The sequence below is a fragment of the Yokenella regensburgei genome, from assembly GCF_003634235.1.
Taxonomy (GTDB): domain Bacteria; phylum Pseudomonadota; class Gammaproteobacteria; order Enterobacterales; family Enterobacteriaceae; genus Yokenella; species Yokenella regensburgei.
The window spans coordinates 232,623-258,022 of sequence record NZ_RBIZ01000006.1; the positions used below are offsets into that span (position 1 = coordinate 232,623).

Consider the following 25,400-nt stretch of genomic DNA (forward strand, 5'->3'; position numbering starts at 1 on the left):
TCTCTTTGATTATTAATCAAATTTATTAAAAACCCTCGATCGGCTTCACAGATTTATCATCAGGTCGGAATCGTTATCTTTTTATACTTTTCCCTTCCCTTGTTGCCTTCGTTATTCCAGGCAGAATTATTCGGGTACACAACACAAATAAGAAAATCCCACCCTACAAAGTGAGGAGTACCCTATGACTTCAACACCGATTGCCACAACGGGCCCGGTGCCACTGACCTCCGCCGACAGGCTTTCCGTGCGGGAAAAAATTGGCTATGGGCTGGGCGATGCCGGGGGAACCGTCATCACCTGTCTTATCATGAATTTTCTGACCTTTTTCTATACCGACATTTTTGGACTGACACCTGCGTTAGTCGGCACCTTGTTTATCGCTCTTCGCGTATTTGACGCGATCTCTGACCCCGTCATGGGGGTGATTGCGGACCGCACGCAAAGCCGCTGGGGTCGCTTTCGCCCCTGGCAGCTATGGGCTGCACTCCCCATCGGCGTCATTGGCGTGCTGACCTTTACCGTACCGGAAGCCAGCATGAGCGTAAAAATTGCCTGGGCTTTCGCGACTTATCTATTGTTATCCGTGGGCTACACCGCCATTAACGTCCCCTACTGCGCGCTTATCAACACCATGACCACCCGCCATAGCGAAGTGATTTCCTGCCAGTCGTGGCGATTTGTTCTCTGCGGCGTGGCGGGGTTTTTGGTCTCTGTCGGCCTGCCATGGCTGGTTGCTGAGCTGGGCCAGGGTAATGCGGCACGAGGCTACCAGCTTGGCGTAGGGGTTCTGTGCGCCGTGGCGGTGGTGATGTTCCTGTGCTGCTTTTTCTGGGTCCGTGAACGTGTCCCGCTGGCGATGATGGGGAAATTCACTCTGCGCGAACACCTCTCCGGGCTGCGCAAGAATGACCAGTTGCTGCTGATGCTGGTCATGTCTTTTTTGCTCATCAACGTATTTAACATTCGCGGCGGGGGCTACATGTACTTCATCACTTATGTGCTGGAGGGCAGTACCGCCTACACCTCGCTATTTTTCACGATGGTCACTTTCGCCGCTATTCTGGGTTCGGTCCTCGTCAATCCACTATCGCGCCGTTTCGACACCGTCAGGCTCTATTACTACACCAACCTGGTACTGGCACTGCTCGCCGTCGGGATGTGGTGCCTGCCCACCGGTCCCGCCTGGCAAACCCTGTGGCTTGTGGTGATCCTCGGCAATGGCATTATCCTTGGGTTCACGCTGCCGCTGCATTTCTCCCTGATGGCCTTTGCCGATGACTACGGCGAATGGAAAACCGGCGTGCGTTCCTCGGGAATGAACTTCGCCTTCAACCTGTTTTGCATCAAGCTCGCATGGGCCTCCAGCGCTGGCATCATCAGCCTGGTGTTTATCTTCGTGGCTTATCAGCCCGGAGCCGGGAACCAGACCCCGGCATCGTTGCAGGGGATCACCATGATGGAAACCCTGCTACCCGCCCTGTTCCACCTGCTGCTGGCCTTCACAATACGCGCCTGCAAGCTCAATAACCCAATGATGGCGTGTATGGCGAACGATTTGCGCCAGCGTCATGTTCAGTCTTAAGGAGAACCTTATGTCCGTGGTGGAAGTGAATCTGCATAAACTCAGCGTCAGCGATCCTTTCCTGGGTAAGTACCAGCAGCTGGTTCGGGACATTGTTATTCCCTATCAGTGGGACGCCCTCAATGACCGCATTCCGGAGGCTGACCCGAGCCATGCGATAGCCAATTTCCGTATTGCTGCCGGGCTGCAGGAAGGCGAATTTTTCGGCATGATTTTTCAGGACAGCGACGTCGCGAAGTGGCTGGAGGCAGTGGCCTGGTCCCTGTGCCAAAAGCCGGATCCAGAGCTTGAGAAAACCGCCGATGAGGTCATTGCGCTGATCGCGGCCGCCCAGTGCGATGATGGTTACCTGAACACCTGGTTTACGGTGAAAGCGCCGGAAAAACGCTGGACTAACCTGGCTGAATGTCACGAGTTGTACTGCGCCGGACACATGATTGAAGCAGGCGTAGCCTTCTTCCAGGCCACCGGAAAGCGCCGGCTGTTGGACGTGGTCTGTCGCCTGGCGGACCACATCGACCGCACTTTCGGCCCCGCTGAACATCAGCTTCACGGCTATCCGGGGCATCCGGAAATTGAGCTGGCGCTGATGCGCTTATACGAAGTAACCCGCGAGTCGCGCTATATGCACCTTGTGAAGTACTTCGTCGAACAGCGGGGAACTCAGCCACATTTTTACGATATTGAATATGAAAAACGCGGCAAAACCTCCTGGTGGCATAACTATGGCCCGGCGTGGATGGTCAAAGATAAGGCTTACAGCCAGGCGCACTTACCGCTTGCCGAACAGCAAACGGCCATCGGCCACGCGGTGCGCTTCGTCTATTTGATGACCGGCGTGGCGCACCTTGCCCGCCTGAGCCAGGATGAGCAGAAGCGCCAGGATTGCCTGCGCCTGTGGGACAACATGGCATCTCGCCAGCTGTACATCACCGGAGGCATCGGCTCACAGAGCAGCGGCGAGGCCTTTAGCAGTGATTACGATCTACCAAACGATACGGTGTACGCAGAAAGCTGTGCCTCGATTGGCCTGATGATGTTTGCCCGCCGGATGCTGGAGATGGAGGCCGACAGCCGCTATGCCGACGTCATGGAGCGCGCGTTGTACAACACCGTGCTCGGCGGCATGGCGCTCGACGGCAAGCACTTCTTCTACGTAAATCCCCTGGAAGTGCATCCCAAATCGCTGAAATTTAACCACATCTATGACCACATCAAGCCCGTGCGCCAGCGCTGGTTTGGCTGCGCCTGCTGCCCGCCCAACATCGCCCGCGTGCTCACTTCACTTGGTCATTACCTCTACACCTCACGCGACGAGGCGCTGTACATCAACCTCTACATTGGCAACAGCGTGGAGATCCCGGTCGCTGGCCATGCGCTTCGTTTACATATCAGCGGTGATTATCCGTGGCAGGAGCAGGTCAGCATTACCGTGGAGTCACCCGATACGGTTAACCACACTCTGGCTCTGCGTATCCCCGACTGGTGTGTCAACGCACAGGTCATGCTGAATGGTGAGGAAATCCCGCTGCTGCCGCGTAAAGGCTATCTGCACATCACCCGCGACTGGCAGGAGGGCGACAAGCTCCTGTTAACGCTGCCCATGCCGGTGCGCCGCGTTTACGCCAATCCACTAATGCGCCACGCCGCAGGAAAAATCGCCATACAGCGTGGACCGCTGGTCTACTGCCTGGAGCAGGCCGACAACGGCGAAGAACTCCATAACCTGTGGCTACCCAAAGACGCCACCTTCCGCCTGCTCGAAGGCAAAGGCGTTCTGGCGCATCAGGTGCTGATTCAGGCCGACGGTGTGAAATGTACGGCTCGCTCCGCTGAAACTCAGCCGCTGTGGCAGTACGACCACGCCCCCGCAGAATCTCAGCCCCACACGCTAACCTTTATCCCGTGGTTCAGTTGGGCAAACCGCGGCGAAGGTGAGATGCGTGTCTGGGTGAATGAGGGGTAATGAACTAGCCAGGCAGCACCCGTCGTGCTGCCTCAGCAAGAAAAGCACTTCGATTAGCGAAGTCAGAATGCTCGCTGACGAAGCTATCAATTTTTACGAGCAGACGTCGCGGTATTGTGATGTTGATACGCTCAGCACGACCGTCGAACTGGCTCATATTAATATCCACCAGCAGCCATTGCCCACCGCTGAAATCTTCCGGATGCGTCTCCAGATGCTTTTCGACCACTCCCGGTCCAGGTAACGCGTCCTCCATTTCATACAGCAGCTCAAAATGCGCTACCAGTGCGCTCTTTGCGTCCTGAAATGCCTCATCCAGCGTATCCCCGGCAAAATAACACCCCGGGACATCGGGGAAAAAACCACTTGCACTACCGTCTGGGTCTGCATGAATGTAAGCCGGATAAAACATGATTACTCCTCACATGATGGTTTAATTCCGGCTTGCCGCCAGATTTGCGCCAGAGTGCCTGGTTTTATGTCTTTGCGGGGATGCGGGACAGTAACGAGCCCAGGAAGATTGGGATGACAAAACTGATGGTGGCTTCCTTTCACTCTTTTCTGAATCCAGCCCTGTTTTTTCAGAATGGTGATGACATCCGCACTGGTCACATTCCCCGCCTTCCATGATTATACACACCATACACATTGCACAGTGAAGATACTCATCACATTAGCGTGAGCAATGGAGGTTTTCAGCCTCAAAAGTCAGGAAAAGGAATGCGGTACGCAGGGAAAAATATGCCAATCTGCAACGCCCATGAATAACTACGATCGAGCCTGCAAGATATACGCAAGCGCCCTTATCCACGAGGGCGCTTGCTGTTCCTCGTCAGAATAAACCCAGCGGCTTATCGGAGTAACTGACCAGCAGACATTTGGTTTGCTGGTAGTGCTCCAGCATCATCTTGTGGGTCTCACGGCCAATACCTGACTGCTTGTAGCCGCCAAATGCGGCATGCGCCGGGTACGCGTGATAACAGTTAGTCCATACGCGCCCCGCCTGAATCCCCCGGCCCATTTTGTAAGCCAGATTGCCATTGCGGCTCCAGACGCCAGCACCGAGCCCGTACTGGGTATCGTTGGCAAGCTCCAGCGCTTCCTCCATAGTTTTGAAGGTGGTCACCGCCAGCACCGGGCCAAAGATCTCCTCCTGGAAAACCCGCATATTGTTGTTGCCAAAGAGAATAGTTGGTTCGAGGTAATACCCCTCTTTCAGGTCACCCTCCAGGCGGCGGCGGCGTCCGCCGGTGAGGATATCCGCCCCTTCTTTCTTGCCGATATCGATATAGTTGAGGATGGTGTCGAGCTGGCCATGTGAGACCTGCGCCCCCATCTGCGTGATTTTGTCCAGCGGGTTACCGCTACGAATGCTCTCTACCCGACGAATAGCACGCTCCATAAAGCGCTCGTAGATAGACTCCTGCACCAGCGCGCGGCTTGGGCAGGTACACACCTCACCCTGGTTGAAGGCGAACAGCGCAAAACCTTCCAGCGCCTTATCGAAATAGGCATCTTCTTCATCCATCACATCGGCAAAAAAGATGTTCGGTGATTTACCGCCCAGTTCGAGCGTTACCGGAATAATGTTCTGGGTGGCGTACTGCATGATCTGCTGGCCGACCTCCGTCGAACCGGTAAACGCCACCTTGGCAATGCGCTTAGAGGTTGCCAGATGTTCGCCAATCTCACCGCCGGCACCGTTTACCACGTTGAGCACGCCAGGCGGCAGCAGATCGCCGACAATCTCCATCAACAGCAGGATTGAGAGCGGTGTCAGGCGCGCTGGTTTCAGCACAATGCAGTTCCCCGCGGCCAGCGCCGGGGCCATTTTCCAGCTTGCCATTAGCAGGGGGAAGTTCCACGGGATGATTTGCCCCACCACGCCCAGCGGCTCATGGAAGTGATAGGCAACAGTGTCGCTGTCCACCTCGCTGATACCGCCTTCCTGAGCGCGGATACAGGAAGCAAAATAGCGGAAATGATCGATAGCGAGCGGTACGTCGGCCCCCATGGTTTCACGAATCGGTTTGCCGTTGTCCCAGGTCTCAGCCGTGGCCAACAGCTCCAGGTTCTGCTCCATGCGGTCGGCAATTTTCAGCAACACCGCCGCGCGATCCTGCACTGAGGTATGTGCCCATTTATCTTTTGCTTTATGCGCTGCATCCAGCGCCAGATCAATATCCTGTTTACCAGAAGAGGCCACTTCACACAGTACCTGGCCCGTCACTGGCGTCAGGTTTTTGAAGTACTCCCCGTTGACCGGAGCGACCCATTCACCACCAATAAAGTTGTTATAGCGGGGTTTTAATTTAAGCGGGTAACCGTATTCACCTGGCTGGATATTTGCTGTGTGCGGGTTGTTCGTCATGGCTGCCTCCTTACCGTGAATGTCCAGTAAGGTTAGTCGTGGCTGGCGAGTTCTTCGCCAGCCGGTCACGACTTTACGACCGCTGTCACGGATTACATAGCGGCGCGATAGATAGCCATAATCTCTTCATGAGTGGCGGTGACAGGGTTAGTCAGGCCACAGGCATCGTTCAGCGCGTTAGTAGCAAGCACCGGGAAGTCTTCTTCTTTCACATTCAGCGCGCGTAGTCCTGCTGGGATATTGACCTCCTGTGCCAGGCTACGAATCTCTGCGATGCAGGCCTCTGCCCCCTGCTGTGCGTTCATGCGGCTGACATCGACGCCCATCGCCTGTGCGCAGTCACGCAGACGAGCAGCGGCAACCTTGCTGTTGAACTGCTGGACATGAGGCAACAGCACCGCGTTGCACACGCCGTGCGGCAGATCGTAGAAACCACCCAGCTGATGCGCCATCGCATGAACATAACCTAAAGAAGCGTTATTGAAGGCCATACCGGCCAGGAACTGGGCATAAGCCATGGCTTCACGTGCCGCCATGTTGCTGCCATCTTCCACCGCGTGGGGAAGGTGTTCCGCTATCATGGTCATTGCTTTCAGCGCGCAGGCATCAGTGATTGGCGTAGCGGCGGTAGACACGTAGGCTTCAATAGCGTGGGTGAGCGCATCCATACCGGTCGCTGCGGTGAGCGATTTCGGCATGCCCATCATTAATGTAGGATCGTTAACGGATAACACTGGCGTGACGTGTTTATCCACGATCGCCATTTTAATATGCCGCGATTCGTCGGTGATAATACAAAAACGCGTCATTTCAGATGCGGTACCGGCGGTGGTATTAATCGCAATCATCGGTAACTGCGGTTTTGCCGAGCGATCTACGCCTTCATAATCACGAATTTCGCCACCGTTTGCTGCGACCAGCGCAATGCCTTTCGCACAGTCATGCGGTGAACCGCCACCGAGAGAAATAACGCAATCACACTGATTTTCTTTTAATAATTCCAATCCTGCCGCCACGTTTGCGGTTGTCGGATTAGGATGTGTACCATCATAAATAACGCTGAATATATCGCGCTCAGCCAGCGATTTTTGGATCTGGCCAGCCATTCCTAGCTTGTTCAGCATGGTATCTGTGACAATCAGCGCCCGGCGCCAGCCGTGTTCACGTACGGTATCAATTGCGCTGGTTAATGAATCTGCGCCAATAATATTCACTGAAGGGATATAAAATACGGATGTTGTCATGGTCGTTCCTTAATTGCGATCAACGACCATCGAGCTTACGGAAAAGACATTACCAACAACAGGGATAAACTATTTTTTTGCGACCTTCCCCGCAGGTTAAAAATTTAAATCCTGCGGGGAGAAATATTAACTAACAAAAATAACCATTTGGTAGTATTTAGTCTATTATTCTTGATCGCTTATTTCAGGAAATAATAATGCATCGCGTAATAAATGATCGTTTCCGCGGCGCCGCGTAAAACCAATACGATCGAAATACTCGAGAATTTGAATCGCCAGTTTGCGCCCGACGTTTAAGGTATCGCGAAAGTCTGCCGCACAGGTGGAGCCACGAGCCAGATCCAGCTCACGGATCATCTTCGCGAAAGTTACGATACGATCGTTACGGTAATAACGATCTTTCACGATCGCCGTAATCATCCCCTGCTGTGCCGCCTGCCGCAGTACGCCACGCATCACCTGCTCATCGGTGCCCGTTTCTCGTGCCAGGTCACGCACCCACCAGGGTTCGTCGCCAAACAGCGGTTCTGCTTTCAGCCAGATAGTCTGCTGCTCATCGGTAAATCCGGCTTTATGATCCGGCAGGTGCAGCCAGCCGTGATGGCTTTGAATGGTACCGCTGTCACGCATCTGTTCAATCAGCGTCAGCACCAGTGCTTCATCTTCCATCGGTAACGCAATGCGCCGCAGACGTTCACGCCCCGGCCCCGGCTCGTCACGATGCTGTTCGTGATAGCGCGCCAGCGCATCGAGGAGTTTGCGCTGCCAGCCCGCAGCCAGCGGTGCATCAAGCAGGCTACCGCTGGCCTGAATGAAACCCGGTTTCCCCAGAAGCGCCTGCAGACCCGTATCGTTAAGCTGGCGTGCCCAGCCGAACGTCGCCAGCTTCACCGCATCACGCTGCAGATGAACGTCCAGCGCTTCGGCATCGTCTTTCACAGCGGCCAGCGCGTGCAACCATTGCAGATATTCAGGTTTACGTTTGCCGCGTTTTGGCGAATGCAGTGTCACCACTCTGGCCCCGGCAAGGGTTGTACGGGCAGAGACGTCGCGCAGCACCAGACGGTCGTTATCCGCAAGCCACAGCGGCTTATCAAGCACCAGCTCCGCCAGGTTGCCCTCCAGCAGCGAAACACGACCGGTGATGTGGCTTGCCGCGTGGTGAATGTGCAGCGGTTGCCACTGGCTCAGCGGATGGTGGGTTTGCAGCTCAACAATGACGCGTTCTGCAGCCTCCGGCGGCGTTTGCGACAGCAGCCAGTCACCGCGGGTCAGCGCCTCTTTCTCCACATCGCCGCTAATATTCAGGGCAATGCGTTGCCCGCCGTGGGCGTGCTCTACCGGCTGATTCTGCGCATGGATGCCACGCACTCGCACCGGCGTATCTACCCCGGTCAGCCACAGCGTATCACCGGTTTTCACATCACCGGAAAACGCCGTCCCGGTCACCACCAGGCCTGCCCCTTTCACGGTGAACGCCCGGTCGATGGCCAGCCGGAAACGCTGATGTTCCGGATGCGCTCGCTCCGGTAACCGGAGGAGATGTTCTCGCAGTGCGTCAATACCACGGCCTTCGGTAGCCGCCGTTTCAAACAGTGTGGCGCTGGCAAAGCCAAACTCCTGCAGCACCGCACTAATTTCCTGGCGTACTTCATCGATGCGCGCGGCTTCAACACGGTCAACTTTCGTTAGCGCAACCGTCAGGGTTGGATTACCGGTCAGTTGTAAAATCGCCAGATGTTCACGCGTTTGCGCCATTACGCCATCATCACAGGCCACCACCAGTAACGCATGGTCGATACCGCCCACACCTGCCAGCATGTTGGAGAGAAACTTCTCATGACCCGGAACATCAATAAAACCCAGCACACGGCCATCAGGCTGTGGCCAGTAGGCGTAGCCAAGATCGATGGTCATCCCGCGCGTTTTTTCTTCCGGCAGGCGGTCGGCATTCACGCCGGTTATCGCCTGCAGCAGCGTCGTTTTACCGTGGTCAACATGCCCGGCTGTAGCAATAATCATTTCAGTAGCATCTCCAGAAAACGCATTTCATCTTCAAGGCAGCGTAAATCCAGCCACAGGCGCCCCTCACCTGTACGACCGATAACAGGAACCGGCAGCGTACGCCAGCGTGCGGCCAGCGCCTCCAGGCTACCGCCGCGACCGTCGCGGGGGGTAAAGGTCAGAGCCACACCAGGCAGCCTGTCAACAGGTAACGCCCCGCTGCCAATCTGCGACAAACAGGACGCGATAGTAACCTCAAACTCCGGGTAGCGCGCGGCAAGCTGCGGCTGCAGGCGTTCGGCCTGCTGACGAATATCCGCTTCAGAACGCGTCAGAAGACGCAGCGTTGGCAGCGTCTGGCACAGGGTTTCCGGATGCAGATAGAGCCGCAGCGTGGCTTCCAGCGCCGCCAGGGTCATTTTGTCTGCCCGCAGAGCACGCTTTAGCGGGTGCTGCTGCAGACGCTCAATCCACTCGCGCTTGCCGACGATAATCCCGGCCTGCGGTCCTCCCAGCAGCTTATCACCGGAGAAACTCACCAGACTCACGCCTGCGGCTATCATTTCCTGCGGCATAGGTTCTTTCGGCAGCCCGTACTGGCTAAAATCCACCAGCGTGCCGCTACCGAGATCGGCCATCACCGGCACATTCAGCTCCCGGCCAAGCGCCGCCAGTTCAGCTTCATCCACCGATTTAGTAAATCCTTCAATGCTGTAGTTGCTGGTATGCACCTTCAGCAACATGCCCGTATCTTCGTTCACCGCATCGCGGTAATCCCAGGCGTGGGTGCGGTTGGTGGTGCCCACTTCACGCAATACACAACCGGCCTGGCGCATCACGTCGGGAATACGGAATGCGCCGCCAATCTCCACCAGCTCGCCGCGTGATACCACCACCTCTTTGCCGGCAGCGGTTGCCGCCAGCATCAGCAGTACCGCCGCGGCATTGTTGTTTACAATGCAGGCGTCCTCTGCGCCGGTCAGCCGACAGAGCAAATCTGCCAGCGCCCGGTCACGATGACCGCGTCCGGCACCTTCCAGACTGTATTCGAGCGTCACCGGCGAACGCATCGCCTGCACAACCGCGTCAACCGCCGCCTCTGACTGTAGCGCGCGTCCCAGGTTGGTATGCAGCACCGTGCCGGTCAGGTTAAATACCGGTCGCAGCGAGCTTTGCTCATCCTGCTCCAGGCGAGCAGCAACTTCCTGCGCCCAGGCCTCACACCACTGCGGTAACGCCCCCGTATCGCGGATAGCCGCGCGGGCTTCGTCCTGCATCAGGCGAAGCGTGTCGACAATTCGGCTATGGCCGAAACGAGCGAGTAACGAGGAAAAGGTCGGATCGCGCAGCAGGCGATCGGTGGCAGGAAGCTGGCTGTAGAGTGAACGGTTTTCGGTTGTCATGGAATGGCCTGGCTATGGGTTGCCCCCTCCCGACGGGAGAGGGGTGACGACATGCGGGGAATTGTACTGCGTGTTGCCGCGCTCGGACATAACCGGTATCAAGCCTTTGGTGGTTCTGTGCGCGCAAAGCTTTCGCGCTGGAACAGCGTCTCGACCAGTTTGACCAGGTGTGGGCGCGTGGCGCACCAGCCTGGGGCAATGCGGCGAAAGTTGAGATAGCCAATCGCACAGGCCACCGCGATGGTCGCAAGATTCACCTCATCCGCCTTCAGCGTACCGTCAGCGATGTAATGCTCAAGCATGTCGAGGCTGCGACTAATCTTTTCCCGCTGGCGCAGTTGTTCATCCTGCGATTGCTGCGCCACCGGGCGCGCCAGTTCGCGAACCGCGACCAGTCCAGCATCCATAATGCCGTCGGCAAGCGACTCGAGTTGGCGCATCTTCAGCGCTGCTTTTGGCTCAACGGGGACCATCGCCGGGGCGACGTTTAACAGTTCAATATACTGGGCGATAATCGGCGAGTCATACCAGCACTCGCCGTCGTCGGTTAACAGAGCAGGCACTTTGCCAAGGGGATTGTATTGCGCCACGCCGTTTTCGGCGTTGTAGGGCATTTCGTTGATGAAGTCGAAGGGGATACCTTTCTCCAGCAGGAGAACCGAAATTTTGCGCACAAACGGACTGGTATAACTGCCGATCAGTTTCATTGCCTGCTCCTTGTCACCGACGAAGATACACAAAGGTATAGGTTGCGCCCTACAATTGCACGCGTTTGGCGCTGATAGTCATTTTTAAGCAGGGCAAGGCGCGAACGGCGAAGTTTGGGGACCCAAATGAGTCGTGAGCAACACAGCCATGCTTAAAAATGACCTCAGCCCTTCGGGACGTGTGCAATTGTAGGGCACAACCTTGTATGGTGCAGGCAATGTAAAAACCTGATTAAAGATTAATGATCGAGATACAGGTAATGCATCCAGCTGGTCATCCGCAGCAGTACTTTACGCATCACCGCAACATGACTAAAGTGGTCTGAATAGACCGCCACCTGGGCGTAAATACCGTCCGGCAGCGCGTCCACCTCCGAGTTTGGTGTAAGCTCAATCAGCGCCAGCACGCCGTCAGTGCCGGGCACCACGGTTAATGACTGCAGCGAGCCCTGCGCCTGGTAGGAGCCGCCAGGCACTACCGGAAGAATGGTGGTCAGCTTGCCTTCAAAAACCTGTCCTGGCAGGGCGTTGAATACCACTTCGGCTTCATCACCAGGCTTAAGACGCAGCAGCGAGTTTTGCCGGAACTGCGCAACAATCTGTCTTTTTTGCTCCGGAATAAACACCATCACCGGGCGCAGCGGCAGTGCTGCGGCGTAGGTCCCCGGGCGGATCAGCACCTGAGTCGCATAGCCGTTGCTCGGCGCGCGGATCACCGTCTGATCGAGGTTGTAACGCGCTTCCGTCAACTGCGCACGCAGGCTGACAATTTGGGATTGCTCACCGTTGACCATGCTGTCGAGCTGGCTTTTAATCTGCGACTGCTCCGCGACCGACGATTTCACCATCGCATCCTGCGCCAGATAGTTTTGTCGGGCGTTATCAATATCGCTTTCCGAGAACGGGTTAACCTTGGCACGGCTACCCTGCAGATAACGCTGGTACTCTTTGTACAGCCTGTCACGTTCAGCACCCACCCGTTGGGTATTGGCGATAGCCTCGGTCAGTTGTCCCCTCAATACATCCGTATTATGGATAGCCGTCACCAGGTCGGCCTGCAGACGATCGACCCGCGCCTGATAGCGGGTCGGATCTAATTTAAATAACACTTCACCTTTCTTAATCAGTGAGTTTTGTTTATCTGTCACCTCACTCACTATTCCTGTCACCTGCGGAGTAATAGGGATCGAGATAACCGCTTTCTGCGCAGAAAAGGTGTACGGGTGGTTGTAGTTCATTAATAAGATAAGTCCCGCAACAATAAACACGCCCCCTAATGTTGCGGTAGCAAGCGTCCATTGGTTTACCGGGATACGGAATATTTTAAAGATGGCCCAGGCGAATGCCACATAGGTCAGGATAATCAACAAATCCATGATTAATTCTCCGGAAAGGTGGAGTTATCGGTTTTATTCTCCCGATCCAGTCTTTTTTCCAACTGGCTGATACGCGCTGCCAGTGCAGCAATCTCGGGGTCTGGATCCTTTCCGGTAGGAGTGACATGTGACTGCATGCCCCAGCCACGTTCAGGCTGGTAGAGCGTTGCCCAAATCCACAAGAACGGCCAAATGGCATGGAGTGTAAACAGGCTAATCCAGCCCGCCGTATGGATGGCATCGGCATGGGGATGGTTGCGCTTCTTAGCCATGTTGTAGGGAATATCGTGGATGGCGATGATCCCATAAAACAGAACCAAAAATACGAAGATCAGCACGCCCAACGCGAAATAATTTAGAAACATACCTGCCTCGTATTCACGCTATTTAGAGTTTTTTTATGCTGGCAGCCGTATGCACCCTGGCTGATGTTTTGAACATAACTGTTGTTAAGGTTTTTTGCCATACCACAAAAAAAATATTTTTTTTGGTCTTAAGTTGCTTTTTTTGGCAAGTAAAATGTCAGTGCCAGAATCTGTCGCAGATCACATCTGCTCAAATTCAGATGAAAATATTTTGTGATATTCATCACGCATTCATAACAAACACACACAGCAACAACGTGATACCAATCACATTAAATTGCCAATTTGCGCTAAATCTGTACTGCCGGTGGCTTTTCATACAACACTTTTGTGATGCTGATCACGCAAACTTATCCTTACCACCCTATATTAACGTGATGCAAATCACATTAATTGGCGCTAGCTGGACAGTTGAACGATTCAGTGCCAGATTTCGCCATATCAACAGGGTCCGGCTACCTCTGCCGCCACATTAACAAAAAAACCTCGGGCTTCCGGCCTGCGCGTCAGCAAACATAAGAAGGGGTGTTTTTTATGTCATCCGATATCAAGATCAAAGTGCAAAGCTTTGGTCGATTCCTCAGCAACATGGTGATGCCAAATATCGGCGCGTTTATCGCGTGGGGTATTATCACCGCATTATTCATTCCAACAGGGTGGTTGCCGAACGAAACGCTGGCGAAGCTGGTCGGCCCGATGATCACCTACCTCCTGCCGCTGCTGATCGGTTTCACCGGTGGTCGTCTGGTGGGTGGCGATCGCGGTGGCGTGGTCGGTGCTATCACCACAATGGGTGTTATCGTCGGTGCAGATATGCCGATGTTCCTCGGTGCGATGATCGCCGGTCCGCTGGGCGGCTACTGCATTAAGAAATTCGATGCGGCAGTTGACGGTAAGATCAAATCCGGTTTCGAAATGCTGGTGAATAACTTCTCCGCCGGCATCATCGGTATGATCCTCGCTATGCTGGCGTTTAAAGGCATCGGCCCAACCGTAGAAGTGCTGTCCAAGGCGCTGGCTGCGGGCGTTAACTTCATGGTGGCACACGACATGCTGCCGCTGGCGTCCATCTTTGTTGAACCGGCGAAAATCCTGTTCCTCAACAACGCCATCAACCACGGCATCTTCTCGCCGCTGGGTATCCAGCAGTCGCATGAACTTGGCAAATCTATCTTCTTCCTGATTGAAGCCAACCCGGGTCCGGGGATGGGCGTTCTGCTGGCGTACATGTTCTTCGGTCGCGGTAGTGCTAAGCAGTCTGCGGGCGGTGCAGCAATCATCCACTTCCTGGGCGGTATCCACGAAATCTACTTCCCGTACGTGCTGATGAACCCGCGTCTGATCCTCGCCGTTATCCTCGGCGGTATGACCGGCGTGTTCACCCTGACTATCCTGAACGGTGGTCTGGTTTCTCCGGCTTCTCCGGGTTCTATCCTTGCCGTTCTGGCGATGACGCCGAAAGGTGCCTACTTCGCGAACATCACTGCGATTGTTGCTGCGATGGCCGTTTCCTTCGTGGTTTCCGCTATCCTGCTGAAAACCAGCAAGGTTAAAGAAGACGACGATATCGAAGCCGCGACTCGCCGTATGCACGACATGAAAGCGGAATCCAAAGGTGCAGCATCTCCGCTGGCCGCAGGCGACGTCACCAACGATCTGAGCCACGTGCGCAAAATTATCGTGGCCTGTGACGCCGGTATGGGTTCAAGCGCCATGGGTGCGGGTGTGCTGCGTAAGAAAGTGCAGGATGCGGGTCTTACCAACATCTCCGTCACCAATAGCGCCATTAACAGCCTGCCGCCGGATGTTGACCTGGTCATCACCCACCGTGATCTGACCGAGCGCGCTATGCGCCAGGTTCCGCAGGCACAGCACATTTCGCTGACCAACTTCCTCGACAGCGGTCTTTACACCAATCTGACCGAGCGTCTGGTAGCAGCACAGCGCCATACCGACAACGAAGAAAAGGTTCGCGATAGCCTGAAAGACAGCTTCGATGCGGACAACAGCCACCTGTTCAAACTGGGTGCAGAAAACATCTTCCTCGGCCGTCATGCGGCGACCAAAGAAGAAGCCATCCGCTTTGCCGGTGAGCAGTTAGTGAAAGGCGGCTACGTTGAGCCGGAATATGTCGAAGCGATGCTGGACCGTGAAAAACTGACCCCGACCTACCTGGGCGAGTCCATCGCGGTACCGCACGGCACGGTTGAAGCTAAAGACCGTGTGCTGAAAACCGGTGTGGTCTTCTGCCAGTATCCGCAGGGTGTGCACTTCGGTGAAGAGCCTGACGACATCGCCCGCCTGGTGATTGGTATTGCCGCACGCAATAACGAACACATCCAGGTCATTACCAGTCTGACCAATGCGCTGGATGATGAATCGGTGATTGAGCGCCTGGCCAGCACCACCAGCGTCGATGAAGTCCTGGCACTGCTGTCCGGTAAGAAATAAGTCCCTTAGTTCCCTCTCCCCTCGCGGGGAGAGGGCTAGGGTGAGGGGAAATCACGCGGTCCCTCACCCCAGCCCTCTCGGGTAAAAAACATGATTGAAGGTTAATACTATGAAAGCATTACATTTTGGCGCAGGTAATATCGGACGTGGCTTCATCGGCAAACTGCTGGCAGATGCTGGCGTAACGCTGACGTTCGCCGATGTAAACCAGGTGGTGCTCGACGCCCTGAATGCCCGTCATAGCTATCAGGTTCATGTGGTCGGTGAAAACGAGCAGGTCGATACCGTCTCTGGCGTCAACGCCGTCAGCAGTATCGGTGATGAAGTGGTCGAGCTGATTGCCGAAGTCGATCTGGTCACCACCGCCGTCGGTCCGGTTGTGCTGGAGCGCATCGCCCCCGCTATTGCCAAAGGCCTCGCTAAACGTAAAGCGCAGGGTGTGAATACCCCGCTGAACATCATCGCCTGCGAAAACATGGTGCGCGGTACGACCCAGCTTAAAGGCCACGTCATGAACGCGCTGGCTGATGAAGATAAAGCCTGGGTAGAAGCGCACGTTGGCTTCGTTGATTCCGCCGTTGACCGCATTGTTCCGCCATCGGCTTCTGCCACTCACGATCCGCTGGAAGTTACCGTGGAAACCTTCAGCGAGTGGATTGTCGACAAAACTCAGTTTAAAGGCACTCTTCCGGAAATTCCGGGAATGGAATTAACTGATAACCTGATGGCATTTGTCGAACGTAAGCTCTTCACGCTGAACACCGGCCATGCTATAACCGCGTACCTCGGACAGCAGACCGGGCATCAGACAATCCGTGACGCCATTCTCGATGAAAAAATTCGGGCAGTGGTAAAAGGAGCGATGGAAGAGAGCGGTGCGGTACTTATCAAGCGTTATGGTTTTGATCCGGCAAAACACGCCGCCTATATCCAGAAAATCCTCGGTCGCTTTGAAAACCCGTATCTGAAAGATGACGTTGAACGTGTAGGCCGTCAGCCGCTGCGTAAATTGAGCGCAGGCGACCGTCTTATCAAACCGCTTTTGGGTACGCTGGAATATGGTCTGCCACACGTGAACCTGGTGAAAGGCATTGCCGCTGCGATGCATTACCGCAGCAAAGAGGACCCGCAGGCACAGGAGCTGGCACAACTCATCACCGAGAAAGGCCCACAGGCGGCACTCGCGCAGGTATCCGGGCTTGAGGCAAATAGCGACGTGGTGGCGGAGGCGGTTAACGCATACAACGCAACCAAATGATGGCAGAACTGGCGCGGAGCTATCCGCGCCCATTGATAAAGTTGTCAGATATGCAGGCAATAATGGAAGAAACGCAGGCCTTTGAAAACCGTGTGCTTGAACGTCTGAATGCTGGCAAAACCGTACGCGGTTTCCTGATAGCCGCCGTGGAGCTGCTGACCGAGGCCGTGAATATTCTGGTGCTTCAGGTGTTTCGCAAAGACGATTATGCGGTGAAATATGCTGTGGAACCGTTGCTTGACGGCGACGGGCCGCTGGGCGAGCTTTCCGTGCGTCTGAAGCTCATCTACGGCCTGGGAATGATTAGCCGCGCCGAGTATGAAGACGCTGAGCTGCTGATGGCATTGCGTGAAGAGCTGAATCACGACGGTAGTGACTACGCGTTTACCGATGACGAAATTCTCGGCCCCTTCGGCGAACTGCACTGCGTTACCGCACTGCCCCCAACGCCGCTACTGGACAACAGCGACCCCGAGCTACTGGCGATGCAAAAGCAGCGCTACCAGCAGGTCGTTCGTTCCACCATGGTTCTTTCCCTGACTGAGCTGATTTCCCGAATCAGCTTAAAAAAAGCGTTTCAGAAGTAAGCCCGCCCACAATCGTGTATCCTTGCCGTTATCTCCCGCGTTTTTAGAGTTAATTGTCATGAAAGAAATCGAAAAGAACGAAATCAAGCGTCTGAGCGATCGCCTTGATGCCATTCGCCACCAGCAGGCCGATATGTCTCTGGTTGAAGGCGCTGAAAAGTATGCCGAACTGGAAAAAGAAAAAGCGACTATCGAAGCTGAGATCGCTCGCCTGCGTGACGTTCATAGCCAGAAGCTGAGCAAAGAAGCGCAAAAATTACAGAAGTTGCCGTTCCGCCGTGCCATTACCAAAAAAGAGCAGGCCGATATGGGTAAACTGAAGAAAACCGTTCGCGGTCTGGTGATTGTCCACCCGATGACCGCGCTGGGCCGCGAAATGGGCCTGCAAGAGATGACCGGTTTTTCGAAGACGGAGTTCTGACTCTGCACCGGGTGGCGCTGCGCTGCCCGGTCTCACCGCCTCCTCCGCCAATTGGCCCAACCAATCCCTGAACAATCCGTCCAGCCGTTCACAATTCCAGCAAATCACATCACAAATTCGTTGCCGATAAGCAACATTTGATTAACCATCCATTGGCATTACCCCTACAATAGACCATTGGCAGGGCCACTTTTACAAACATCGCACGCCGACATAAAGAGCAAAGACTCCCGGCGGATTTGTTATGGCCCACTGGAGACCTGCATGAACCTCTGGCAACAAAACTATGACCCGGCCGGGAACATCTGGCTGTCGAGCCTGATTGCGGCATTACCGATAATCTTTTTCTTCTTCGCGCTGATTAAGCTCAAGCTGAAAGGCTACGTGGCTGCCAGCTGGACGGTTGGCATCGCGCTGCTGGTCGCCCTGTTGTTCTACAAAATGCCGGTAGATCATGCGCTGGCCTCCGTTGTCTACGGCTTCTTTTACGGCCTGTGGCCAATCGCGTGGATAATTATCGCCGCGGTCTTTGTCTATAAAATCTCGGTCAAAACCGGGCAGTTCGACATCATCCGATCATCAATACTTTCCATCACACCGGACCAGCGCCTGCAGATGCTGATCGTCGGCTTCTCCTTCGGTGCGTTCCTCGAAGGGGCTGCCGGGTTTGGTGCACCGGTCGCGATCACCGCCGCCCTGCTGGTCGGCCTGGGGTTTAACCCGCTGTACGCCGCCGGCCTGTGCCTGATTGTTAACACCGCCCCGGTCGCTTTTGGCGCCATGGGGATCCCAATTCTGGTCGCAGGCCAGGTCACCGGTCTCGACAGCTTTGAAATCGGCCAGATGGTGGGCCGCCAGCTGCCGTTCCTGACGATTATCGTCCTGTTCTGGATCATGGCAATTATGGACGGCTGGCGCGGAGTGAAAGAGACCTGGCCCGCGGTGATGGTTGCCGGTGGCTCGTTTGCTATCGCCCAGTACCTCAGTTCAAACTTCCTTGGCCCGGAGCTGCCGGACATTATCTCGTCGCTGGTTTCGCTGGTGTGTCTGACTCTGTTTCTCAAACGCTGGCAGCCGGTGCGCATCTTCCGCTTTGCCGATATGGGCGCTTCACAGGTTGACCTGACTCTGGCCCGTACGCGCTACACCGCAGGCCAGGTTATCCGCGCATGGTCGCCGTTCCTGTTCCTGACCGCCACCGTTACGCTCTGGAGCATTCCGCCTTTTAAAGCGCTGTTTGCACCAGGTGGCGCGCTGTATGACATGGTCATTAACATCTCCGTGCCGTATCTCGACAAGCTGGTTGCGCGCATGCCGCCGGTGGTGCACGCCGCCACGCCGTACGCCGCGGTGTATAAATTCGACTGGTTCTCCGCCACCGGTACGGCCATTCTGTTTGCCGCTATCCTTTCGGTTATCTGGCTGCGTATGAAGCCTAAAGACGCGGTGATGACGTTCGGCCACACGCTGAAAGATCTGGCGCTGCCGATTTACTCCATCGGCATGGTGCTGGCCTTCGCCTTTATCTCGAACTACTCCGGACTCTCTTCGACGCTGGCGCTGGCACTGGCGCATACCGGCAGCGCGTTCCCGTTCTTCTCACCGTTCCTGGGCTGGCTGGGCGTCTTCCTGACCGGCTCCGATACCTCGTCGAATGCGCTGTTCGCCGCGCTGCAGGCCACCGCGGCGCAACAGATCGGCGTTTCCGACGTGCTGATGGTGGCTGCTAACACCACCGGGGGCGTAACCGGCAAGATGATCTCTCCGCAGTCCATCGCCATTGCCTGCGCAGCGGTTGGTCTGGTCGGGAAAGAGTCCGATCTGTTCCGCTTTACCGTCAAACACAGCCTGATTTTCACCTGCATGGTGGGCGTTATCACCACGCTTCAGGCTTATGTATTAACCTGGATGATCCCATGATAGTGATGCCCAAACGCCTGGCAGATGATGTCGCAGACCGTATACGGGCGCTGATTAAAGCACAACAGCTGGAGGCGGGCATGCGCTTGCCTGCCGAGCGCCAGCTGGCCGTTCAGCTTGGCGTTTCGCGCAACTCCCTGCGCGAAGCGCTGGCGCAGCTGGTGAATGAGGGGCTGCTCCTGAGCCGTCGCGGCGGTGGCACCTTTGTACGCTGGCAGCACGAAACCTGGTCTGAACAAAACATCGTTCAGCCGCTGAAAACCTTGATGGCCGATGACCCGGATTACAGCTTCGATATCCTCGAAGCGCGCCATGCCATCGAGGCCAGCACGGCATGGCACGCGGCGATGCGCGCCAGCGACGCCGATAAAGAAAAAATCCGCCTCTGTTTTGAAGCCACCCAAAGTGAAGATCCGGATATCGCCTCTCAGGCCGACGTGCGTTTTCACCTCGCCATTGCCGAGGCTTCGCACAACGTGGTGCTTCTGCAAACCATGCGTGGCTTCTTCGATGTTCTACAGTCTTCAGTGAAGCAAAGCCGTCAGCGGATGTACCTTGTGCCACCGGTCTTTGCCAAATTAACCGAGCAGCATCAGGCGGTGCTGGACGCGATTCTTGCCGGAGATGCGGAAGCGGCGCGCCAGGCGATGATGGCCCATCTGGGGTTTGTCCACACCACCATTAAACGTTTTGATGAAGACCAGGCCCGTCAGGCGCGTATCACCCGTCTGCCCGGCGATACGGTCTGATTAACAGGGAGAAATACGATGATTATCTCAGCAGCAAGCGACTACCGGGCAGCGGCACAACGTATCCTGCCGCCATTCCTGTTCCATTACATCGACGGCGGCGCCTACGCCGAACACACGCTGCGCCGTAACGTCGAAGACCTGTCGCAGGTAGCGCTTCGCCAGCGAGTGCTTAAGAATATGTCCGACCTGAGCCTTGAAACGACGCTGTTCAACGAGAAGCTGTCGATGCCGGTAGCGTTGGGGCCGGTTGGTTTGTGCGGCATGTACGCCCGTCGGGGTGAAGTGCAGGCTGCAGGGGCTGCCGACGACAAAGGGATCCCGTTTACGCTTTCCACCGTGTCGGTATGTCCGATTGAAGAGGTTACCCCAACCATCAAGCGCCCGATGTGGTTCCAGCTGTATGTGCTGCGCGATCGCGGTTTTATGCGTAACGCCCTGGAGCGTGCTAAAGCGGCGGGATGTTCTACGCTGGTATTCACCGTAGATATGCCAACGCCGGGCGCGCGCTACCGCGATGCCCACTCCGGGATGAGCGGCCCGAACGCTGCCATGCGCCGCTACTGGCAGGCGATGACCCATCCCCAGTGGGCCTGGGACGTTGGCCTCAACGGCCGCCCGCATGACCTCGGCAACATCTCCACCTACCTCGGTAAACCGACGGGACTTGAGGACTACATCGGCTGGCTGGCGAACAACTTTGATCCGTCCATTTCGTGGAAAGACCTCGAGTGGATCCGCGAATTCTGGGACGGGCCGATGGTGATCAAAGGGATCCTCGACCCGGAAGATGCACGGGATGCCGTGCGTTTCGGCGCCGATGGTATTGTGGTGTCAAACCACGGCGGACGTCAGCTCGATGGCGTACTCTCCTCCGCTCGCGCCCTTCCGGCTATTGCCGACGCGGTAAAAGGCGATATTACTATCCTTGCCGACAGCGGGATCCGCAACGGCCTGGACGTCGTACGGATGATTGCGCTCGGGGCCGACAGCGTGCTGCTTGGCCGTGCATACCTTTACGCCCTCGCCACGCATGGCCGTGAAGGTGTGGCAAATTTACTCAATCTGATTGAGAAAGAGATGAAGGTGGCGATGACCCTGACCGGCGCGAAGTCGATAGCCGACATCAGCCGTGATTCGCTGGTGCAGGAGCTAAACCAACTCGCAGCGCGGTAATCGGCAAATTCTGCTATTCTGCCCCCGCAATTAAGGGGGCAGCATGTTAAATATCGTTTTATTCGAACCAGAAATCCCACCCAATACCGGCAATATCATCCGCCTGTGTGCCAACACCGGTTTTCGTTTGCATATCATTGAGCCGATGGGCTTTGCCTGGGATGACAAACGCCTGCGTCGCGCAGGGCTGGACTATCACGAATTTACCGCCGTCACTCGCCACGCGAATTATGAGGCGTTTTTTGCCGCTGAAAATCCGCAGCGCTTGTTTGCCCTGACCACCAAAGGCACACCTGCCCACAGCGCGGTGAGCTATCAGGACGGTGATTTTCTGATGTTTGGCCCGGAAACGCGTGGACTGCCCGCCTCAATTCTCGACGCGCTGCCGCAGGAGCAAAAAATTCGCATTCCAATGATGCCGGACAGCCGCAGTATGAACCTGTCGAACGCAGTGTCGGTGGTGGTGTATGAAGCCTGGCGCCAGCTGGGTTATCCTGGCGCCGTCCTCAGAAGCTAAATACCGTCGCCATACTCAAAGGTATGGTGAATGCCGTTGAAGTGCTGATCCATATCCATGGCTGGCTTATCGCTGTCAGGCTTACCGACGATGCGCGCCGGTACGCCAGCGGCAGTGGTGTGTGGTGGCACGGGTTGCAGTACCACCGAACCGGCGCCAATCTTCGCGCCGCGCCCCACTTCAATGTTGCCGAGGATCTTCGCGCCCGCGCCAATCATCACCCCTTCACGGATTTTCGGGTGGCGGTCGCCGCTGGTTTTACCCGTCCCGCCGAGAGTGACAGACTGCAGGATCGAGACGTCGTTTTCGATAACGGCGGTCTCGCCCACCACAATTCCCGTCGCGTGGTCGAGCATGATGCCGCGGCCAATTTTCGCCGCCGGGTGGATATCCACCTGGAAGGACACGGATACCTGATTTTGCAGGAAAATCGCCAGCGCACGGCGCCCCTGATTCCATAGCCAGTGGCCGATACGATAGGCCTGCAGCGCGTGGAAACCTTTTAAATAGAGCAGCGGCGTGGAGTATTTATCTACCGCCGGGTCACGGGTGCGCACAGCCTGGATGTCGCAGGCCGCAGAGGCGATCATCTCCGGGTCGGCCGCATAGGCTTCTTCCACCACTTCACGAATGGCGATAGCGGGCATGATAGGCGACGCAAGCTTGTTCGCGAGCATATAGCTCAGCGCGCTGCCCAGGTTTTCGTGCTTGAGTAGCGTGGCGTGATAGAAACTGGCGAGCATCGGTTCACAGTCGGCCAGCGCCCGGGCTTCGGCTTTAATATTGTTCCAGACAATTTCCAGTTCTTCACACGGCATTGCTTACTCCAGAGGATATCGATACGACCGGCCAGTTCTTCGCTGGCCGGGTCGTTGAGTGACAAAGGTCCCTGCGCTTTAGTGGTTGCTACGCTCGTCCTTGCGTGCACGACCTAATAAGGTCAATGCTGCCTCGCGCGCGTTTTTTCCGCAATACAATACCTGATAAATTTCCTCAGTTATTGGCATTTCCACCCCAAAACGATGGGCAAGCGCCCTCACTTCTTTGGTGTTGCGGTAGCCTTCAACCACCTGACCAATCTTGTCCTGCGCGCCCTGCACATCCATGCCCTGACCGAGCATCATGCCAAAGCGGCGGTTACGCGACTGGTTGTCGGTACAGGTCAGCACTAAATCACCGAGCCCCGCCATTCCCATAAAGGTGGCTGGGTCTGCGCCAAGCGCCGCGCCGAGTCGGGACATCTCTGCCAGACCACGGGTGATAAGCGCCGTACGCGCGTTAGCGCCAAAGCCAATGCCGTCGGACATCCCGGCGCCAATCGCAATCACGTTTTTCACCGCACCACCGAGCTGTACGCCGATGAAATCCGGGTTGATATAAACGCGGAAGCTTTTGCCGCAGTGCAGCAACTGCTGAAGATCGTCGGCAAATTCCGCCGAGGTCGAGGCGAGTGAAATCGCCGTCGGCATTCCGGCGGCCAGCTCTTTGGCGAAGGTCGGGCCAGAAATCGCCGCCAGCGGAATATCATCGCCCAGCACTTCTCTCGCCACGTCCTGCAACAGGCGGCCAGTTTCGGCTTCCAGCCCTTTGGTTGCCCATACCAGACGTGCATCAGGGCGCATCAGCGGTTTTATCTGCTGCAGCACGTCGCCAAACACATGGCTTGGCACCACCACCAGAATATCGCGACTAGCCGCAAGCGCGGTTGAGAGCGAGCTTTCAAGGTGGAGCGTGTCCGGGAAGGGAACATCAGGGAGGAAGGCGACGTTACAGCGGTCTTGCTGCAGTTTCGCGATGTGTTTTGGGTCATGGCCCCACAGCACAACGTGGTGGCCATTTCTTGCAAGCGTTATGGCAAGGGCGGTGCCGTAAGAACCGGCACCGATCACTGTCATTGAAGCATTAAATGCGTTCATCAGGCATCCTGATGTTGTTCAGCGCCTTCGCCAGCTTGCTGCTGCAGATAGTTCATGAACAGCGCATCAAAGTTCACCGGCGCAAGGTTCAGTTGCGGGAAAGTACCGCGAGAAACCAGGCTGGTTACGCACTCGCGTGCATACGGGAACAGGATGTTCGGGCAGTATGCACCCAGGCAATGCGCCAGCTGGTTACCATCAATCCCTTCAATGGAGAAGATGCCGCCCTGCTGAACTTCACACAGGAATGCCGTGTCTTCACCCAGAGAAGCAGTAACGGTCACACGCAGAACCACTTCGTATACGCCATCCGCCAGTTGGGTGGAAGCCGTATCAAGATCAAGTTTAACCTCTGGCTGCCAGTCTTTCTGGAAAACGTGCGGCGCATTCGGCGCTTCGTAGGAAACATCCTTCGTATAGATACGCTGGATCTGGAAAGTCATTTCTCCGGTATTTTGTTCTGACATGTAAAAACCCTTAGTGTTATGTCCTTAAAAACGCATTAGCTGAGCAGGGGATCAAGTCCACCACGCGCGTCCAGCGCATACAAGTCATCACAGCCGCCAATGTGCTGTGCATCAATAAAAATCTGCGGAACCGTCGTGCGGCCACTACGTTGAATCATCTCTTCGCGTTTCTGCGCGTCGCCGTCTATCGGCAGCTCGTGGAAAGTCACGCCTTTGCTGTTCAACAGCGCTTTCGCGCGGTGGCAAAACGGGCAGGTTGCTTTGGTGTAGATCTCGATATTGGCCATCACTTCGTTCCTTATTTTCCGCGAACTAAAGGCAGGTTTTCACCGCTCCAGCCTGAGATACCGTCTTTCAGGACACAAACGTTCTCAAAACCGGCTTTGATGAGCGCAGTTGCTGGCTCCTGAGCCTGAACACCTGAACCATCAACCACTATAATGGGTTTAGATTTGTGTTTTTCCAGTTCACCCAGGTTATTTGCTTTGATTTCGGTTGGCAGCAGGTTCACAGAACCGGCGATGTGGCCTTTACGGAAATCATCACGCTGGCGTAAATCCACCACGACGGCTTCTTCTTTATTGATAAGACGGGTCGCTTCGCCACGGGTGATAACTTTAACTTTCGAAGTCAGCCCTTTGAAGGTGGTGAACAGTACAGCTGCCAGTAAACCAATCCAGGCAATGCTCAGAACCGGATGGCGGCTAACAAATTGCATAATTTCTTGCATGGGGGGTAACAACTCCCGACGTAGTGATTAAAAAACCAGGGCATGAGTATACCTGCGCTCCGGTGCAAATACAGCCAGCCAGTATCAGCTAATCATTTTTCTGCGGCCTCGACCGAGAAAAATCACAGAAAACACGCATGCGCTTTGCCTGACTCTACCGCTTTTTTGATCTTCTGAGGCTGTTTGA

Annotated in this window: 24 protein-coding genes; 10 read left to right on the top strand and 14 right to left on the bottom strand. The window is 55.6% G+C overall.

Annotated features, from left to right (window positions below):
• The first annotated feature begins 184 nt into the window (after window positions 1-184).
• Both C7387_RS19090 and C7387_RS19095 read left to right on the top strand, forming a co-directional pair.
• Window positions 185-1,585 carry an MFS transporter gene (locus C7387_RS19090; RefSeq protein ID WP_120817282.1) on the top strand — a complete coding sequence of 467 codons (1,401 nt, stop codon included), beginning with the start codon at window positions 185-187 and terminating at the stop codon, window positions 1,583-1,585.
• Window positions 1,586-1,595: 10 nt separating this feature from the next.
• Complete coding sequence (locus C7387_RS19095; protein WP_120817283.1) at window positions 1,596-3,551, top strand: glycoside hydrolase family 127 protein; 1,956 nt, start codon at window positions 1,596-1,598, stop codon at window positions 3,549-3,551.
• Between the two features lie 4 nt (window positions 3,552-3,555).
• On the opposite strand, the gene C7387_RS19100 is transcribed toward C7387_RS19095, so the two are convergent.
• The 9 genes from C7387_RS19100 to C7387_RS19140 all read right to left on the bottom strand — a co-directional run bounded on the left by C7387_RS19100 (window position 3,556) and on the right by C7387_RS19140 (window position 13,021).
• The gene (locus C7387_RS19100) at window positions 3,556-3,963 is read right to left on the bottom strand and encodes a type II toxin-antitoxin system HicB family antitoxin (RefSeq protein ID WP_038253675.1); all 408 of its coding nucleotides are present in this window, start codon (window positions 3,961-3,963) and stop codon (window positions 3,556-3,558) included.
• A 2-nt stretch (window positions 3,964-3,965) separates the two neighbouring features.
• A complete protein-coding gene (locus C7387_RS19105; RefSeq protein WP_120817284.1) occupies window positions 3,966-4,163 on the bottom strand; it encodes a type II toxin-antitoxin system HicA family toxin in 198 nt (65 codons plus the stop codon).
• A 220-nt stretch (window positions 4,164-4,383) separates the two neighbouring features.
• Complete coding sequence (gene exaC, locus C7387_RS19110; RefSeq protein ID WP_120817285.1) at window positions 4,384-5,922, bottom strand: acetaldehyde dehydrogenase ExaC; 1,539 nt, start codon at window positions 5,920-5,922, stop codon at window positions 4,384-4,386.
• 92 nt (window positions 5,923-6,014) lie between these two features.
• Window positions 6,015-7,166: an L-threonine dehydrogenase gene (gene yiaY / locus C7387_RS19115; RefSeq protein WP_120817286.1), complete on the bottom strand. Its 1,152-nt coding sequence runs from the start codon at window positions 7,164-7,166 to the stop codon at window positions 6,015-6,017.
• A gap of 165 nt (window positions 7,167-7,331) precedes the next feature.
• The gene (selB, locus tag C7387_RS19120; RefSeq protein ID WP_006817734.1) at window positions 7,332-9,188 is read right to left on the bottom strand and encodes a selenocysteine-specific translation elongation factor; all 1,857 of its coding nucleotides are present in this window, start codon (window positions 9,186-9,188) and stop codon (window positions 7,332-7,334) included.
• Window positions 9,185-10,573, bottom strand: a complete 1,389-nt coding sequence (gene selA, locus C7387_RS19125) for an L-seryl-tRNA(Sec) selenium transferase (RefSeq protein WP_120817287.1) — start codon at window positions 10,571-10,573, stop codon at window positions 9,185-9,187. The genes selB and selA overlap by 4 nt, the downstream gene beginning before the upstream one ends.
• 98 nt (window positions 10,574-10,671) lie before the next feature.
• Window positions 10,672-11,280 (bottom strand): glutathione S-transferase, encoded by a 609-nt coding sequence (locus tag C7387_RS19130; protein WP_120817288.1) that lies wholly within the window; start codon window positions 11,278-11,280, stop codon window positions 10,672-10,674.
• Window positions 11,281-11,519: 239 nt separating this feature from the next.
• Window positions 11,520-12,656, bottom strand: coding sequence for an HlyD family secretion protein (locus C7387_RS19135; RefSeq protein WP_006817737.1), 1,137 nt, complete (start codon window positions 12,654-12,656; stop codon window positions 11,520-11,522).
• A gap of 2 nt (window positions 12,657-12,658) precedes the next feature.
• On the bottom strand, window positions 12,659-13,021 hold the full coding sequence (locus C7387_RS19140; RefSeq protein ID WP_006817738.1) for a DUF3302 domain-containing protein: 363 nt from the start codon (window positions 13,019-13,021) through the stop codon (window positions 12,659-12,661).
• A gap of 534 nt (window positions 13,022-13,555) precedes the next feature.
• Between C7387_RS19140 and C7387_RS19150 the strand changes: the two genes are divergently transcribed.
• The 8 genes from C7387_RS19150 to trmL all read left to right on the top strand — a co-directional run bounded on the left by C7387_RS19150 (window position 13,556) and on the right by trmL (window position 22,100).
• Window positions 13,556-15,472 carry a PTS mannitol transporter subunit IICBA gene (locus C7387_RS19150; RefSeq protein ID WP_006817740.1) on the top strand — a complete coding sequence of 639 codons (1,917 nt, stop codon included), beginning with the start codon at window positions 13,556-13,558 and terminating at the stop codon, window positions 15,470-15,472.
• Between the two features lie 109 nt (window positions 15,473-15,581).
• A complete protein-coding gene (mtlD, locus tag C7387_RS19155) occupies window positions 15,582-16,730 on the top strand; it encodes a mannitol-1-phosphate 5-dehydrogenase (RefSeq protein ID WP_006817741.1) in 1,149 nt (382 codons plus the stop codon).
• Window positions 16,730-17,317, top strand: coding sequence for a mannitol operon repressor MtlR (gene mtlR, locus C7387_RS19160; RefSeq protein WP_087943241.1), 588 nt, complete (start codon window positions 16,730-16,732; stop codon window positions 17,315-17,317). Before mtlD ends, mtlR begins: the two co-directional genes overlap by 1 nt.
• 58 nt (window positions 17,318-17,375) lie before the next feature.
• Entirely contained in the window at window positions 17,376-17,738 is a 363-nt protein-coding gene (locus C7387_RS19165; RefSeq protein WP_006817743.1) for a YibL family ribosome-associated protein, read from the top strand.
• 264 nt (window positions 17,739-18,002) lie between these two features.
• A complete protein-coding gene (gene lldP / locus C7387_RS19170) occupies window positions 18,003-19,658 on the top strand; it encodes an L-lactate permease (protein ID WP_006817744.1) in 1,656 nt (551 codons plus the stop codon).
• A complete protein-coding gene (gene lldR, locus C7387_RS19175) occupies window positions 19,655-20,407 on the top strand; it encodes a transcriptional regulator LldR (RefSeq protein ID WP_006817745.1) in 753 nt (250 codons plus the stop codon). Before lldP ends, lldR begins: the two co-directional genes overlap by 4 nt.
• 18 nt (window positions 20,408-20,425) lie before the next feature.
• Window positions 20,426-21,583, top strand: a complete 1,158-nt coding sequence (lldD, locus tag C7387_RS19180) for an FMN-dependent L-lactate dehydrogenase LldD (protein WP_038253658.1) — start codon at window positions 20,426-20,428, stop codon at window positions 21,581-21,583.
• Window positions 21,584-21,626: 43 nt separating this feature from the next.
• Window positions 21,627-22,100: a tRNA (uridine(34)/cytosine(34)/5-carboxymethylaminomethyluridine(34)-2'-O)-methyltransferase TrmL gene (gene trmL / locus C7387_RS19185; protein ID WP_006817747.1), complete on the top strand. Its 474-nt coding sequence runs from the start codon at window positions 21,627-21,629 to the stop codon at window positions 22,098-22,100.
• On the opposite strand, the gene cysE is transcribed toward trmL, so the two are convergent.
• From cysE to C7387_RS19210, 5 genes are all read right to left on the bottom strand, one after another.
• Entirely contained in the window at window positions 22,097-22,918 is an 822-nt protein-coding gene (gene cysE, locus C7387_RS19190) for a serine O-acetyltransferase (RefSeq protein WP_006817748.1), read from the bottom strand. The two genes, trmL and cysE, sit on opposite strands and share 4 nt — an antisense overlap.
• A gap of 78 nt (window positions 22,919-22,996) precedes the next feature.
• Window positions 22,997-24,016, bottom strand: coding sequence for an NAD(P)H-dependent glycerol-3-phosphate dehydrogenase (gene gpsA / locus C7387_RS19195; RefSeq protein ID WP_006817749.1), 1,020 nt, complete (start codon window positions 24,014-24,016; stop codon window positions 22,997-22,999).
• On the bottom strand, window positions 24,016-24,483 hold the full coding sequence (gene secB, locus C7387_RS19200; RefSeq protein WP_006817750.1) for a protein-export chaperone SecB: 468 nt from the start codon (window positions 24,481-24,483) through the stop codon (window positions 24,016-24,018). The genes gpsA and secB overlap by 1 nt, the downstream gene beginning before the upstream one ends.
• 35 nt (window positions 24,484-24,518) lie before the next feature.
• A complete protein-coding gene (gene grxC / locus C7387_RS19205) occupies window positions 24,519-24,770 on the bottom strand; it encodes a glutaredoxin 3 (RefSeq protein WP_006817751.1) in 252 nt (83 codons plus the stop codon).
• Window positions 24,771-24,781: 11 nt separating this feature from the next.
• Window positions 24,782-25,213: a rhodanese-like domain-containing protein gene (locus C7387_RS19210; protein ID WP_006817752.1), complete on the bottom strand. Its 432-nt coding sequence runs from the start codon at window positions 25,211-25,213 to the stop codon at window positions 24,782-24,784.
• Window positions 25,214-25,400 lie beyond the last annotated feature (187 nt).